A 14,310-nucleotide genomic window follows, 5' to 3' on the forward strand; every position below is an offset into this window, starting at 1 on the left:
ATGATTATATGTAACAGAACATGTCAAAATGCTTGCCTCATTGACAAAGATAGTGAACATTAGCCGCCGTTATTCCATCCTAAAACATCGAATACTCATCATTTTTCACGTTGCGTTTTTGTCTCGGCCCACAGCCGGCCTGCTGCCAACATGATCTATTTAGAGTTTTAAGTATAAAAGGGTGCAGCCCTGCACCACTTTTGCCGTTTCCCGTATTGATCAACGGACAGTGATCGTGCGGACAGTAAAAAAACTAGAGGTACCCGTGTCAACTGCAAACAACAAATCATCCGAAAGCGTTAGCCTTAACGCATTCAAACAGCCTAAAGCGTTCTATCTGATCTTCTCCATTGAGCTCTGGGAACGTTTTGGCTATTACGGCCTACAAGGCATTATGGCTGTCTATCTGGTCAAAATGCTGGGCCTGAGTGAAGTCGACTCCATTACCCTGTTCTCTTCCTTTAGTGCGCTGGTTTATGGCTTTGTCGCCGTCGGTGGCTGGCTCGGCGATAAAGTGTTGGGTTCAAAGCGGGTCATTGTATTAGGTGCCATCATTCTGGCTTGTGGCTACGCCATGGTTGCCTATTCAGGTCACGAAGTTTTCTGGGTCTACCTGGGGATGGCGACCATTGCCGTGGGTAGTGCGCTGTTCAAAGCCAACCCCTCTTCTTTGCTGTCTACCTGCTATGAGAAAGATGACCCACGTTTGGACGGTGCATTTACCATGTACTATATGTCCATCAATATCGGTTCATTTTTCTCCATGCTGGCTACCCCATGGTTGGCCGCTAAATATGGCTGGAGTGTCGCCTTCTCACTGAGTGTGGTGGGGATGCTGATTACACTGGTCAACTTTATGATGTGCCGCAGTTGGGTTAAGCAATACGGCTCCAAACCCGACTTTCAACCGTTGCAGATACAGAAACTGCTGATGGTTCTGGTGGGGGTTGTGGTACTGATCGCAGTGTCCAGTTGGTTGCTGCATAACCAGACCATTGCACGCTGGGCGCTGGCAGTGATCTCTGTAGGGATCATTGTGATCTTTGCCAAGCAAACCTTTATGTTAGAGGGTGCGGCACGCCGCAAGATGATCGTCGCCTTTCTGCTGATGTTGGAAGCCGTGGTGTTTTTTGTGCTGTACAGCCAGATGCCAACCTCACTGAACTTCTTCGCTATCCATAATGTTGAACACAGTATTCTGGGGATTACCTTTGAACCAGAGCAATTCCAGGCATTGAACCCATTCTGGATCATGCTGGCCAGCCCACTCTTGGCGGCACTGTATAACAAGATGGGTGATCGCCTGCCGATGCCACACAAGTTTGCCTTTGGGATGTTCCTCTGTTCCGGTGCCTTCCTGGTGCTGCCATGGGGCGCCACCTTCGCCAACGAACAAGGCATTGTATCGGTTAATTGGCTGATTCTGTGCTATGCCCTGCAAAGTATTGGTGAACTGATGATCTCTGGGCTGGGCCTGGCAATGGTCGCACAACTGGTTCCTCAGCGGCTGATGGGCTTTATCATGGGTTCCTGGTTCCTGACCACCGCAGCGGCAGCATTGATTGCCGGCAAGGTGGCAGGGCTGACTGCTGTCCCTGCTGATATCAACGATGCCCATGCCTCACTGGCAATTTACAGCCACGTATTTATGCAGATCGGCATTGTTACTGCGGTTATTGCCGTAATTATGGCGTTGACCGCACCGAAACTGTATCGCATGACGCTTGATACAGAGGAAGATACGGAAAATAAAGCACAAGTCGTGACAGCTAACTAAGTCTAACGCCCACCGCTGCAACTTGAATTATAACCAGTATTAACTCTGAATAATTTGAGTTGCAGCCTCCCGGAAGCTGTTAAATCACTCTCAGTGTAAACTGAAAATGGCCAGCAACCACCGAGGGCAACACCCGTCCTGACGATATCTTGCAAAAAAATGGCGATAAACAACAAATTTTCGGTTATAAAACCAGTACAGTGGCAGTTCAACTTCACAACATAGGGTGTCATGATGAAAAAGTTAACGCTGAAAGAGATGACAGAAAGTGAACAACGTGAAGTAAAAACGGAGTTGGATAGAGCGCGCAAAAACCTTGAACGCCCGTTAACCAACTCTGAACAGAATAAGATTAAAGAGCAAGCCATTGACCGCATTATGGCGGCACGAGAAAAAATAGCCAAAGTGGCGCGGGCAGAACGCAAAGCCAACCGTGCCAAACCGACTGACAGCACCTTCAACTGGACAGCCTCCATCAGTACCCGGCCCCACCGTTAATCATTTGCTATTTCAGCCCGGTTGCCAAAATAGGTGGCCGCGTTGATGTCGTTAAAAGGTAAAAAAATTGTTGGCAAAAACGCTGTAATTTTGCCGCCAGAGCACTAGGATGTGTAGTTGAACTTGTCTGTCCTTCATCTTATCAAGGAGTTTTCGATGAAATTGTTCTATAAAGCTGGCGCTTGTTCCCTGTCACCACATATTGTCTTGCGTGAAGCTGGACTCGATTTTACTGCGGAGAAAGTCGATTTAGCGCAAAAGATAACAGAAAGTGGCGCCAACTATCTGACAATCAACCCTAAAGGGCAAGTCCCGGCATTAGTGCTTGATGATGGTAGTCTATTAACCGAAGGTGTAGCGATTGTGCAATATCTGGCAGACCGCGTACCGGATCGTAATTTGCTCCCAGCAGCAGGAACCCTTGCCCGCTACCACGCGATCGAATGGTTGAACTATGTGGCCACTGAGATGCATAAAGGTTTTAGTCCGCTGTTTAACCCCAAGACACCTGATGAATATAAAGTCATTGTGCGTGAAAAGTTAGCGTCTCAATTCAGCTATCTGGATTCAGTGCTAGAGAAACAGGATTATCTGTTAGGTCAGCGTTTCAGCGTAGCCGATGCTTACCTGTTCAACGTGTTATGTTGGGCGCCGCATATGCAGTTTGATCTCAAAAAATACCCTCATCTGCAGGCTTACGTTGAGCGCGTAGCAGCGCGCCCTGCGGTAGAAGCGGCGTTAAAAGCAGAAGGTTTGAAGTAAATTGATGACCCCGGCTACCAGTGAGCCGGGGATCTCTTTAACATTTTACTGCGCGGAACTGACATTCCGGCTCAACAATACGGTCTTGTGCTGCCACTACCTGCAACTCGTACTCCCCCATCGCCTGGGTGGTTAACATCACTTCATATACCGCCGCCGTAACATGTTCCAGTGCTTTAGCCAGCCCCTCACCCTTAAGCAAGTTCACCAGTAGCAGGCCACTCGTCAAATCCCCCACCCCAACGGGATGGTGTGAGCCGAAATCCACCAGAGGACGGCTGATATGCCAGGCTTCGTCGGCGGTGACTAACAGCATCTCAAAACAATCCAAATCATAACCAGCTCGGCTGAGGTGTTTTATCAATACCACTTTCGGCCCTTTGGCGATCAACTCCCGCGCCGCAGCAATCGCCTGCTCAACATTATGAACATCATGCCCCGCCAACTTTTCCAGCTCCAACAGGTTCGGGGCCACAATATCGCAGCAAGGCAAAGCTTGTTGGCAGAAGAACTCTGCGACACCCGGTGCCACAATGCAGCCCTTTTCAGGGTGACCCATCACCGGATCACAGAAATACCAGGCATTGGGATTAGCCTGTTTGACTTGGCGCACAATCTCCAGAATATGGCTGCCCTGCTCGGGTGAACCGATATAACCACTTAACACCGCATCGCAGGTTTTCAGTTTATCGATATTTGCAATGCCTTGGGTTATTTCTGTCAAGTGACTGGCAGGCATGACACAACCGGTCCACTGCCCGTACTGCGTATGATTAGAAAATTGCACGGTATTCAGTGGCCAAACATTAACCCCCATTCGGCGCATGGGAAACTCTGCTGCACTGTTACCCGCGTGCCCGAAGACCACATGAGATTGTATGGAAAGAATATTTTTCATGAAAACAAACCTGGTTAAACATAAAAAAGAGGATCATCACCTGACAACCCAAAAAAACAAAGGGGCCAAATGGCCCCTGAGTGCAAAGCTGATTATTCCCAATCAACCAGGCAGTAATGTTTTTTACCACGACGTAGTAGTGTGTAACGGCCAAACAGGCGGTCACTCTCCGTAAACTGATATTCGGGATTAGATTGTTTTTCGCCGTTGATAGTCACTGCATTGGAGCTGATCATGGTCCGCGCCTGCCCCCGGGAAGGCACCAGCTCGGCATTGACCAACGCCTGCTGCAGGTCGGCATCACGCTCCAGCTTGATGGTTGGCATACCATCTTGCGCCAATTGGGCAAAGTCTGCTGGAGTCATTTCATGCAAGGCACCGGAGAACAAGCTTTGGGTAATACGCTTCGCGGCAGCCAGCCCTTCAGCACCATGTACCATCCCTGTCACTTCTTCTGCCAGTACATATTGAGCACGTGGCGCTTTACCGCTATTTTTATCCTCTTCTTCCAGGGCATTAATCTCTTCAAGGCTTAAGAAGGTAAAGAATTTGAGGAAGCGATAAACATCGGCATCCGCGGTATTGATCCAGAACTGGTAGAATTTGTATGGGCTGGTTTTTTCTGGTGCCAGCCAGACCGCGCCCCCTTCTGTCTTACCAAATTTGGTGCCGTCCGCTTTGGTGATCAACGGTACCGTCAGGCCAAATACCTGCTTTTGATGCATACGACGGGTCAGATCGATACCTGAAGTAATGTTACCCCATTGGTCCGACCCACCGATTTGCAACTCCACCTGATGACGATTATAAAGTTCTGAAAAGTCAAAACCTTGCAGCAGATTGTACGAGAACTCGGTAAAAGAGATACCGGAATCATCACGGTTCAAACGCTGTTTTACCGCTTCTTTATTGATCATCTGGTTGACAGAAAAGTGCTTGCCGATATCCCGCAAGAAAGTCAGCACATTCATGCCACCAAACCAATCATAGTTGTTGGCTGCAATGGCACTGTTGCTGCCACAATCAAAATCAAGGAACGGAGAAACCTGCTTGCGAATTTTCTCGACCCATTCGTTAACCGTTTCTGTGGTGTTCAGCTTACGCTCAGCCGCTTTAAAGCTGGGATCACCAATCAGACCGGTGGCACCGCCAACCAACGCCACTGGCTGATGACCCGCCAGTTGGAAACGTTTCAGGCACAACAACGGCACCAGATGGCCCAAATGCAAGCTGTCTGCGGTCGGATCAAAGCCGCAATACAGCGCGATTGGCCCTTGCGCCAGTCGTTCTGCTAACGCGTCCTCATCCGTTACCTGGGCCACCAGGCCCCGCTCTTGCAATTGTTTAATCAGGTTGCTGCTAGCCATCAATTTCTCCATCTTTAAACGAATGTACCTTTGCCGGTACACAACCTTCACCCATTGGCGAAATAATAAAATTCGAGATAGCGCATAGAATAAAGCGCCAGCGATATCTGTGCCAGCGCTTAAAAGAGATTTTCTTGCTATTAGGGGGCTAGGCGGTCAATTTTCCAGTCATTTTCTACCCGTTGGTATAGGAAACGGTCATGTAACCGGTGCTCCCCTCCCTGCCAAAACTCAACAGAGTCAAATTTAACCCGAAAACCACCCCAGAAGCTGGGCACCGGTATTTCACCCTGTTGGAATTTTTGCTTCAACTCAAGAAACTTGCTTTCCAAGATGCCTCTGGTGGAAATACGTGTTGATTGTTGTGAAACCCAGGCACCAATCTGGCTATCTTTGGGGCGACTACTGAAATACTTCATCACCTCCAAAACAGATAAGCGTTCAGCCTGACCAAGGAAAGCCACCTGACGATCCAGCATATGCCAAGGGAATAGCAGACTAATACGTGGATTATTCGCTAACTGCTGTGCCTTACGGCTACCGAGGTTAGTGTAAAAAACCAAGCCTTGATCGTCATAATGTTTAAGCAAGACAATACGCTGGAAAGGTTGACCCTGCTCATCAACCGTAGCGACACACATCGCGGTGGGATCAGCCAGGCGCGCTTCACACGCCTGCTTTAACCAACGTTCGAACAAATCGAGCGGATTAGCCGTCAAATCGTGACGACGCAGCCCTCCTTTGATATATTCACGTCGCAAATCTGCCACATCAAATTCATTTTTATCAGTCATTTAGATTACCAACCAACAGTAAATTTATCAGATAGCCTGTTGGGCCACCGTATGTTCATCGATCGCAGCAAGGACTACATCAACCCCATCCAGACTGGTGCCAGACATAACACCGATATAGCGACCTGATCTCATAGCAATACCTTAGATTCTATTTCGAGTGACAATCGTTTTGGCCCCGTTATACTCATCACTATTCAACCTGACAACGTATTGCTGCAGCTTGAAGACGATAGGTGTCTGCCCAAAATAATTCGAGTTGCTTGCAGGCAGTAAGTTCTAGAGTCCCCAGCAGCATAGCCCGCTATGTGACTGGGGCGATAGATGTTGCCAACATACTACCGACTTGAATTATGTATGAAGGGTATAATGCAATCTGAAGTATGATGAGTATACATGTGACTCAAAATATTTAGAGTATACTTGCTGAACATTTTTTATAAGCCTGATTTGAATATGCCCAAAATTATTCGAGTTGCTTGTAGCGGCAAATGAACGCTGGCGGCCCCGTAAGGGCGAGTCTCATTAATGAGGCGAGTAACCGCCGTCAACACCCAAGCAGCCTGAATGATGACGAGTATCGATGGTCAAATCAGGATGATTAACTGCAGGAGTTTTATATGATTAAGCGTATTCTCGTTGTTGCTCTGACCGGGGTCATGTTGGCTGGATGTGCAGACCCAACAACATCCGGTGATGTCTATTCAGCCTCCCAGGCAAAGCGTGTACAGACTGTCACCTTTGGTACCGTAGTCTCTGTTCGCCCGGTACAAATTCAAGGTAGCGAAAGCGCAAATACCATTGGTGCTATCGGTGGTGCCGTACTGGGTGGGTTGCTAGGGAATACCATTGGTGGTGGTAGTGGCCGTAATATTGCAACCGCCGCAGGTGCAGTGGCCGGTGGCGTGGTGGGTAACAGTGTAGGTAGTGTTGCCGGCCGCAGCAGTGGTGTCGAACTGGAAATCAAAACCGACAATAAAGAAAATATTGTCGTGGTACAACGTGCCAGTGCAACCCAGTTCAACCCTGGCCAGCGTGTTCGTATGGCGCAAAATGGTGATACTGTGACGGTTTCCCCACTGTAATATTTCCAGCCTAATGCGGTAGCAGCCAAATGATTGGCAAGTGAGGCTCATGGATGAGCCGGCCCATGCCTTCTGCGCATATCTTAAAATGAATAGCGCTGTATTAAAGAGTGCCTTTCGCTATTTTTTATCAAATAGAAACCGAAACCTAACAGAATATCAGGCTTCTATTTGATGCTATGCCGAAAAATCACCTGCTCTACGCTTGTTCTTGCAGCTTGATAATGTTTCGTTCAAGTTTGCTAATCAAACCGGTTAATAGTTTCAATTCTTCCGGCGAAATGCCATCAAGAATTTCCCCTCTGACCATAGTGATAGTTCGGTTCATTTCCTGAATAATCGGCTCAGCAGCCTCCGTGAGTTTAATCAGTTTGGCACGCCGGTCATTAGTACAAACATGACGAGTAATCAGCCCTCTGGCTTCCAGTTGATCCAGTGTCCGTACCAGTGACGGTTGCTCGATGCCAATCGCTTTTGCTAATTGGTTTTGTGATTGTTCTGGCGGCAACCGATTAATGGTGTACAGAGTCAACCAATGAGTTTGTGTCAGCTCCAATGGCTTGAGCCGATAATCAATGAGCGCACGCCAAACACGAACCAATCGCGCTAAATCTGGACCCAATGTAGATTCCACTTATTCATCCTCATAATTAGCATGCTAATATTGATTTCCCGAAACCTGTTTTTAAGTTTATGCAAATTGCAAAACATCAGCAACTCGCATCAGGTAATAAGGTTATATTAAAAATACAAATGTATATGATTCATACTTTTGAATAATATCATGGTTCTACCAGTTATTGATTATCATTTACACTTTTTGAATTACTTCAACATGCAGACACCGGATACGGTGAGTGGATATCACCACGATAGTCACGTGTCGCTTTAGCATACAAAGCCCACATGAATTGATTAGCCATATTAATAGTAAGGCTATTGTAACCATGCCTGTTCAGCACTGACCAAAGCATCATCACCGAGAAAGACATTCAGCATCGGACATTAGACGCCGCGTTACAGGCGTTTCAACCGATGAGCGACTCTCGGAACCCGCAGTTGCTGATTTAGCATGGCTGGTGATTTAGTACGGGTTAATTTGGCGGCTTTATTGCTCATTACAGCAATTACAGCAAACAACAATTGCGGAGCAACCTGTCTCTCGCTGATGCAGGTTGCTACCAATCAACGGAGGCCTGTCTTAAGGCACATCATAACCTAACGCCGCTTTACGAATCCGGAACCACTGCTGGCGGCTGAGCTCAAGTGAGGATGCCTTCAATGCTGACCGTACTCGGTCGATTTTACCCGTTCCGATAATCGGCAACGGTTGAGAGGGCAAGCGCATCACCCAAGCGTAAACCACTTGCTCAATGGTTTCAGCCCCTATCTCCTTGGCCACCGCATTCAGTTCATCACGTAATGGCTGGAATTGAGCATCACTGAATAGCCGCCCCCCACCAAGGCATGACCAAGCCATCGGTTTTATCCGCAGTTGTTGACACTGATCCAATGTACCATCAAGAATGGCGGGCTGGTGCAGCGGTGAAATTTCTACCTGGTTAGTGACCAATGCAAATGGCAAACGTGACTGTAACAGGGAAAACTGCGCAGGAGTAAAATTGGATACGCCAAAATAGCGTACTTTGCCGCTTTTATGCAGAGCAACAAAGGCTTCTGCAACTTCATCGGCATCCATTAGCGGGTCCGGCCGATGGATCAACAGCAGGTCGAGATAATCAGTATGCAGATTAGACAGTGACTGCTCAGCACTGCGCACAATATGCTCGTGGGTGGTGATATAATGACCGATGGTATTGCCTGGCTTGTCCAGGGTCGCGATACCACATTTTGACACCATCTCCATTTTTTGACGCAATGAAGGTTTCAGTTTGATTGCCTGACCAAAAGCTTGTTCACAGGCATAACCACCATAAATATCCGCGTGATCGGTTGTCGTCACGCCTAATTCAAGATGCTGTTCAATAAACGCCAGCAACTGTTGTGCTGACATGCCCCACTCCATCAACCGCCAGTAACCACAAATCATGCTCGAAAACTCGGGCCCCTGCGGTGATAGCTTAATACGATCCAGCATAATTAACCTCGTGACACTATTTAACTTAGCGCCAGCATACACAAGCGAACTATAACTGGGAATCTCAAAATAACCCTATTGAAATAGGTGCTTCATCTATTACGAATCGGCTAATGAATCGCCGACTCAAAATGAATTGCTGGCTCAAAATGAATTCCTGTCTCAAAACAAGCTGTCTCAAAATAAGGAAGGCTGCTCGGGTGGGATTTCATCCGGCTGCTTTTGCGCACGTTGCAAGCGCAGATAACGCTGGCGGCATAGACGCAGCACTTCGCGTTTCTGTGTATCGTTCATTTTCATCCAGCCAAAACGTTCCTCGCGGCTACGCAAGCAGCCACGACAATAACCGCGCTCATCCGCCTGGCAAATGCCACGGCACGGGCTAGGGATGTCAAAAAACTCAAGTTGCTGTGCCACGCATCCTCCGGCGTTGTATCCTTAAGTTTTTCACCTTACCTCAAGACTGTAATTTGAAACAACTTAGGTATATAACGATAGTATTAACTTAAGCGCATGGGTTGGTCTATATAAGGATATATTATGAAGCTCGAAAAGCTATTCTCTCCGATTAAAGTGGGTCATCTCACATTACCTAACCGCATATTTATGGCACCGTTGACGCGTCTACGCAGCATTGAACCTGGTGACATTCCTACCTCCTTGATGGCGGAACATTATGCGCAGCGTGCCAGTTCGGGGCTATTGATCAGCGAAGCGACCCAAATCTCTTACCAGGGAAAGGGTTATGCCGGTGCACCTGGCATACACACGCCAGAACAAATCGCTGCATGGCGTAAAATCACCCAAGCCGTTCATGAAAAACAGGGCCATATTGCCGTACAGTTATGGCATGTGGGGCGTATTTCCCATAATAGCTTGCAGCCCAACCACCAAGCCCCTGTGGCCCCTTCGGCGATTAATGCTGAAACCCGCACTACGGTTCGTGATGAAACCGGTGCCTTGACACGTATACCGACTTCGACTCCACGGGCGCTAGAACCGTCTGAAATCCCACAGATAGTCAATGAGTTTCGTCAGGCAGCGGCCAATGCGCTTGACGCCGGTTTTGACTATATTGAGCTGCATGCGGCACACGGTTATTTATTACATCAGTTTATGTCCCCCGAGGCTAACCAGCGCACGGACCAATATGGCGGCACGATTGAAAATCGTACCCGCCTGACGCTGGCAGTGCTTGATGCCACCATCGCAGAGATCGGTGCTGACCATGTCGGTATTCGCATTTCACCACTGGGCCCATTCAACGGTCTGGATAATGGGGACGATCAAGAAGAAGCCGCGCTCTATCTAATTGAAGAGTTGAACAAGCGTCGCATTGCCTACCTGCATATTTCCGAGCCTGATTGGGCGGGTGGCAAACCCTTCTCGGTTGCTTTCCGTGATGCCATCCGTGCCCGTTTCAGTGGGGTGATTATCGGATCGGGTGGTTACACGGCAGAAAAAGCTGAAGTAATGATTGAGCAAGGTTTGGTCGATGCTGTCGCTTTTGGCCGCAGCTATATCTCAAACCCGGATCTAGTGGAACGTTTTAAGCAACGAGCCCCACTGAACGAACCGCAACCTGCTACCTTTTATGGCGGTGGTGCCGAAGGTTATACCGATTACCCAGTCCTATGACTCGGGGCCAGGGAAATTGACCGTCATAGCAATAAGTAAGCCAGCAGCAATTTCTTTTTTGTGACACCGTAACACTGATTATTGCTGTGGTCGTCTCGTTGAGTTGTCTTATAGGACAACGCTATACTGTTCTCCGCTTCAATACATTGCCGTTCACTACGGCCTATCTACTCAGAGGGAATTATGCGCCTACTTCATACCATGATACGCGTTGGTGATCTGCAACGCTCTATTGATTTTTATACCAAAGTATTGGGCATGCGTTTGCTGCGCACCAGCGAAAATGCCGAATATAAATACTCACTGGCGTTTGTTGGCTATACCGATGAAAAGGATGGCTCAGTAATCGAGCTCACTTATAACTGGGGAGTCGATAGCTATGACATGGGTTCCGCCTTTGGTCATCTGGCACTGGGCGTTGATGATGTGGCTGCTACCTGCGACATTATTCGCCAATCGGGAGGTAAAATCACTCGTGAAGCGGGCCCAGTAAAAGGGGGCACCACGGTGATTGCCTTCGTTGAAGATCCCGACGGTTACAAAATTGAACTGATCGAAAAAAAGTATGTGGGTCATGGTCTAGGCTAATCGACGTTTAGGGCGCTTTAGCGCGCCCTTGTTTATACCCGTCACCAATGAAACTGCAGGGTGTTGACTACACGCGTTCGCCCTAGTCACATAGTTATCTATGTTCCCAGGGAGTTATGAGCCTCATCCATGAGGTTCACCCTGCGGGCCAGCGCAAGCGCTGTTCAAAACGCACTGCGTTTTGTCCTGCAACACCATTGAACTTGGGTATATATCTGCTCTCTGCGCTGCATTAAGGGCATAAATTTGGCATAATGCGCGCTGTATTCGATCAAGATAAGAAACCGATGACCGAAAAAAATGATCTTAATGCCCTCAGTGGCCGTTTTCGTGGATTTTATCCCGTTGTTATTGATGTAGAAACTGCCGGATTTAACGCCAAGAGCGATGCGCTGCTGGAGATTGCCGCCGTCACCTTGAAAATGGATGAGCACGGTTGGTTACAACAAGATGAAGCGCTACATTTTCATATAGAACCGTTTGAAGGTGCCAACCTGCAACCGGAGGCGCTGGCTTTTAATGGCATTGACCCACATAACCCGCTGCGTGGGGCAGTGAGCGAATATGATGCGTTACACGCGATTTTTAAAGCGGTACGTAAAGGCATTAAAGACCAAGGGTGTAATCGCGCAATTATCGTCGCCCATAATGCCAACTTTGATCACAGCTTTCTGATGGCGGCAGCGGAACGTGCCAGCCTGAAACGTAACCCATTCCACCCGTTTGCCACCTTTGATACCGCCGCATTAAGTGGGTTGGTATTAGGGCAAACGGTTCTCGCTAAAGCCTGTATTACTGCGGGTATCGCGTTTGATAGCAGTCAGGCACACTCGGCGTTGTATGATACCGAGCAAACCGCCCTGCTATTCTGCGAATTGGTTAACCGCTGGAAACGCCTGGGCGGCTGGCCAATTACCGGGGACCTGACGGAAAAATCTTAAGCTCAGAGCAGGTTTGTTCCCTGCCTTTACACTCAGGCAGGGAATGATTACCACTTAATATCTGCTCACTGTTACGGCTGTATCTCTTGCTGATCTTTGTATTTTTCAGCCGTTTGTTTGATTAATGGTTGCAGTTCACCACGCTGATACATCTCAACAATGATATCGCAACCACCAATCAATTCACCGTCTACCCATAATTGTGGGAATGTTGGCCAGTTAGCATACTTAGGCAACTCTGCACGAATATCCGGGTTTTGCAGAATATCCACATAGGCAAAGCGTTCACCACAAGCGGAAAGTGCCTGCACAGCCTGAGCAGAAAAACCACAACTGGGTAATTTCGGCGAGCCTTTCATATACAATAGAATGGGATTAGTGGAGATTTGCTGCTGAATTTTTTCAATCGTGCTCATTATTGCTTCCTCAAGCTATACCATGGCGACAAATACATCATACGGATATTGTAGCGGTAGCAACAGACCAAGAAAACACTATCTTTTGCATGGGTATGCTCCCTCCTCCGCCCTATACTTAAGTGATTTGATTGATTTGACACAGTGCGATGAAGGTTAAATAGCATTTATGCCCGCCCTAATGTTAAGCCAAGGCGGTGAGACTTATCCCTATGGTAAATATTTTTTGACGATCTGTGATTAATGAATAATAATTTTCAATGCTACTGCTGAACGCAGTTTGTTCTTTCAATGTGCTATTTTTTGACCTGATAAAAAGTCATTAATGTTTTCTCACAAAATAAATCATTATTTATGAGATCAATAGCACGTTATATGGTTAACTTCGGGATTATTGTACTCGGATTTAGCAAGTACATTATTTATACATTTTCTGTTTGAGCCAAGGTTGGTAATATAGACATGCGGTTAATTACAACATTTTTAATGCTGCTATTCACACAACTGTTCTTTAACCTCGCCCATGCTGCGCCGCGGGCTGATGTTTCTGCTGAGCAACGCAAAAACCACGTTAAGCAAGCTCAGCCAAATGTTGGTAAGAAAAAGAAAGCCGATAAAACCAGCAAAAAAGCAAAGCTCTCCTCTCCACCAAAAGCAGTAAAAGCGTCATCCTCTGCAGTGAAGACCAGCAAGAAAACCAGCAGCCTGAAGTCAAAAACTAGCACCCGGAAAATCGCCGGTACTAAAGTGACCCCCAGCAAAAAAGGAAAAACAAAGGGATATGGCCGTCATCGTGAAGCCGGTAAGGCTACGGCAAAATTGCTGACACAGGAAAAAACACTAAAACTTAGCCCTGAGCACAAAAAACGTTTTCAGCGTGCCAAGCAAACCGCCGTCAGTAAGCTGATGGGACAAATGGGTAAACCTTATAAGTGGGGAGGCTCATCACCAGGTACAGGGTTCGATTGCAGTGGTTTGATCTATTACGCCTACAAAGACGTCGTCAAGATCAAAATGCCGCGGACTGCTAACGAAATGTTCCACTTACGTGATGCCGCCCCTGTCAAACGTAGTGAATTGGAAACAGGTGATCTGGTGTTTTTCCGTATCAATAATCGCGGCACTGCGGATCATGTTGGCGTCTATATCGGTAACGGTAAGTTTATCCAGTCGCCACGCACGGGTGAAGAGATCCAAATCACTCAGTTGAATAATGACTACTGGCAAAACCACTATATTGGTGCTCGCCGGGTGGTTACACCTAAAAACATCCGCTAATCCACCTTCGCTGGCTGAGTAGTTAAACTCAGCCTCTCCTTTTTTTCTCTTGTTATTTAGTTAGTTACTCAATTAGTACACATTGGATCTTTTATTCACTCGGAAAGTTGATAAGATTAACAACTATGAAATATCTATAACAATTCTGTGTTTCCTCTCTCCGCGGCTCT

Annotated in this window: 15 protein-coding genes and 1 pseudogene; 8 read left to right on the forward strand and 8 right to left on the reverse strand. The window is 47.5% G+C overall.

The window, feature by feature from the left end; all coding sequences use genetic code 11:
- Positions 1-265 precede the first annotated feature (265 nt).
- The 3 genes from dtpA to gstA all read left to right on the forward strand — a co-directional run bounded on the left by dtpA (position 266) and on the right by gstA (position 3,037).
- Positions 266-1,777, forward strand: a complete 1,512-nt coding sequence (gene dtpA, locus ACX9GV_RS08780) for a dipeptide/tripeptide permease DtpA (RefSeq protein WP_473197770.1) — start codon at positions 266-268, stop codon at positions 1,775-1,777.
- 234 nt (positions 1,778-2,011) lie between these two features.
- Positions 2,012-2,275, forward strand: coding sequence for a YjbD family protein (locus ACX9GV_RS08785; protein WP_037386039.1), 264 nt, complete (start codon positions 2,012-2,014; stop codon positions 2,273-2,275).
- 156 nt (positions 2,276-2,431) lie between these two features.
- Positions 2,432-3,037, forward strand: coding sequence for a glutathione transferase GstA (gstA, locus tag ACX9GV_RS08790; RefSeq protein ID WP_023490184.1), 606 nt, complete (start codon positions 2,432-2,434; stop codon positions 3,035-3,037).
- A gap of 37 nt (positions 3,038-3,074) precedes the next feature.
- Here the strand turns inward: gstA and pdxY are convergent, their stop codons facing one another.
- From pdxY to ACX9GV_RS08810, 4 genes and pseudogenes are all read right to left on the reverse strand, one after another.
- Positions 3,075-3,935, reverse strand: coding sequence for a pyridoxal kinase PdxY (pdxY, locus tag ACX9GV_RS08795; protein ID WP_473197771.1), 861 nt, complete (start codon positions 3,933-3,935; stop codon positions 3,075-3,077).
- Positions 3,936-4,027: 92 nt separating this feature from the next.
- The gene (tyrS, locus tag ACX9GV_RS08800; RefSeq protein ID WP_473197772.1) at positions 4,028-5,302 is read right to left on the reverse strand and encodes a tyrosine--tRNA ligase; all 1,275 of its coding nucleotides are present in this window, start codon (positions 5,300-5,302) and stop codon (positions 4,028-4,030) included.
- 140 nt (positions 5,303-5,442) lie between these two features.
- Positions 5,443-6,096: a pyridoxamine 5'-phosphate oxidase gene (gene pdxH, locus ACX9GV_RS08805; RefSeq protein WP_473197773.1), complete on the reverse strand. Its 654-nt coding sequence runs from the start codon at positions 6,094-6,096 to the stop codon at positions 5,443-5,445.
- A gap of 33 nt (positions 6,097-6,129) precedes the next feature.
- Positions 6,130-6,231, reverse strand: a pseudogene (locus ACX9GV_RS08810) (anhydro-N-acetylmuramic acid kinase); the annotation flags it as partial.
- A gap of 485 nt (positions 6,232-6,716) precedes the next feature.
- Here ACX9GV_RS08810 and ACX9GV_RS08815 point away from each other — a divergent pair.
- Positions 6,717-7,181, forward strand: a complete 465-nt coding sequence (locus tag ACX9GV_RS08815) for an outer membrane lipoprotein (RefSeq protein ID WP_473197774.1) — start codon at positions 6,717-6,719, stop codon at positions 7,179-7,181.
- Positions 7,182-7,380: 199 nt separating this feature from the next.
- Here ACX9GV_RS08815 and slyA read toward each other — a convergent pair whose 3' ends face one another.
- The 3 genes from slyA to ACX9GV_RS08830 all read right to left on the reverse strand — a co-directional run bounded on the left by slyA (position 7,381) and on the right by ACX9GV_RS08830 (position 9,696).
- The gene (gene slyA / locus ACX9GV_RS08820) at positions 7,381-7,815 is read right to left on the reverse strand and encodes a transcriptional regulator SlyA (RefSeq protein ID WP_023490178.1); all 435 of its coding nucleotides are present in this window, start codon (positions 7,813-7,815) and stop codon (positions 7,381-7,383) included.
- A gap of 567 nt (positions 7,816-8,382) precedes the next feature.
- Positions 8,383-9,279 (reverse strand): aldo/keto reductase, encoded by an 897-nt coding sequence (locus ACX9GV_RS08825; RefSeq protein ID WP_473197775.1) that lies wholly within the window; start codon positions 9,277-9,279, stop codon positions 8,383-8,385.
- Between the two features lie 177 nt (positions 9,280-9,456).
- Complete coding sequence (locus tag ACX9GV_RS08830) at positions 9,457-9,696, reverse strand: DUF1289 domain-containing protein (protein ID WP_023490176.1); 240 nt, start codon at positions 9,694-9,696, stop codon at positions 9,457-9,459.
- A 123-nt stretch (positions 9,697-9,819) separates the two neighbouring features.
- Here ACX9GV_RS08830 and nemA point away from each other — a divergent pair, with 123 nt between their 5' ends.
- The 3 genes from nemA to rnt all read left to right on the forward strand — a co-directional run bounded on the left by nemA (position 9,820) and on the right by rnt (position 12,446).
- Positions 9,820-10,917: an N-ethylmaleimide reductase gene (nemA, locus tag ACX9GV_RS08835; protein WP_473197776.1), complete on the forward strand. Its 1,098-nt coding sequence runs from the start codon at positions 9,820-9,822 to the stop codon at positions 10,915-10,917.
- Positions 10,918-11,100: 183 nt separating this feature from the next.
- A complete protein-coding gene (gene gloA / locus ACX9GV_RS08840) occupies positions 11,101-11,505 on the forward strand; it encodes a lactoylglutathione lyase (RefSeq protein ID WP_473197777.1) in 405 nt (134 codons plus the stop codon).
- 254 nt (positions 11,506-11,759) lie between these two features.
- Positions 11,760-12,446, forward strand: coding sequence for a ribonuclease T (gene rnt, locus ACX9GV_RS08845; RefSeq protein WP_023490173.1), 687 nt, complete (start codon positions 11,760-11,762; stop codon positions 12,444-12,446).
- 71 nt (positions 12,447-12,517) lie between these two features.
- On the opposite strand, the gene ACX9GV_RS08850 is transcribed toward rnt, so the two are convergent.
- Entirely contained in the window at positions 12,518-12,865 is a 348-nt protein-coding gene (locus ACX9GV_RS08850) for a Grx4 family monothiol glutaredoxin (RefSeq protein ID WP_473198010.1), read from the reverse strand.
- A 459-nt stretch (positions 12,866-13,324) separates the two neighbouring features.
- Here ACX9GV_RS08850 and ACX9GV_RS08855 point away from each other — a divergent pair, with 459 nt between their 5' ends.
- On the forward strand, positions 13,325-14,140 hold the full coding sequence (locus tag ACX9GV_RS08855; RefSeq protein WP_473197778.1) for a C40 family peptidase: 816 nt from the start codon (positions 13,325-13,327) through the stop codon (positions 14,138-14,140).
- Positions 14,141-14,310 lie beyond the last annotated feature (170 nt).

The sequence above is a fragment of the Serratia sp. 25CWL12 genome (assembly GCF_055790885.1).

Bases quoted from the DNA above. Each gene is read 5' to 3' on its own strand.
- ACX9GV_RS08785 (WP_037386039.1), top strand. From the start codon at position 2,012: ATGAAAAAGTTAACGCTGAAAGAGATGACAGAAAGTGAACAACGTGAA.
- gstA (WP_023490184.1), top strand. From the start codon at position 2,432: ATGAAATTGTTCTATAAAGCTGGCGCTTGTTCCCTGTCACCACATATT.
- pdxY (WP_473197771.1), bottom strand. From the start codon at position 3,935: ATGAAAAATATTCTTTCCATACAATCTCATGTGGTCTTCGGGCACGCG.
- tyrS (WP_473197772.1), bottom strand. From the start codon at position 5,302: ATGGCTAGCAGCAACCTGATTAAACAATTGCAAGAGCGGGGCCTGGTG.
- pdxH (WP_473197773.1), bottom strand. From the start codon at position 6,096: ATGACTGATAAAAATGAATTTGATGTGGCAGATTTGCGACGTGAATAT.
- ACX9GV_RS08815 (WP_473197774.1), top strand. From the start codon at position 6,717: ATGATTAAGCGTATTCTCGTTGTTGCTCTGACCGGGGTCATGTTGGCT.
- ACX9GV_RS08825 (WP_473197775.1), bottom strand. From the start codon at position 9,279: ATGCTGGATCGTATTAAGCTATCACCGCAGGGGCCCGAGTTTTCGAGC.
- nemA (WP_473197776.1), top strand. From the start codon at position 9,820: ATGAAGCTCGAAAAGCTATTCTCTCCGATTAAAGTGGGTCATCTCACA.
- gloA (WP_473197777.1), top strand. From the start codon at position 11,101: ATGCGCCTACTTCATACCATGATACGCGTTGGTGATCTGCAACGCTCT.
- rnt (WP_023490173.1), top strand. From the start codon at position 11,760: ATGCGCGCTGTATTCGATCAAGATAAGAAACCGATGACCGAAAAAAAT.
- ACX9GV_RS08855 (WP_473197778.1), top strand. From the start codon at position 13,325: ATGCGGTTAATTACAACATTTTTAATGCTGCTATTCACACAACTGTTC.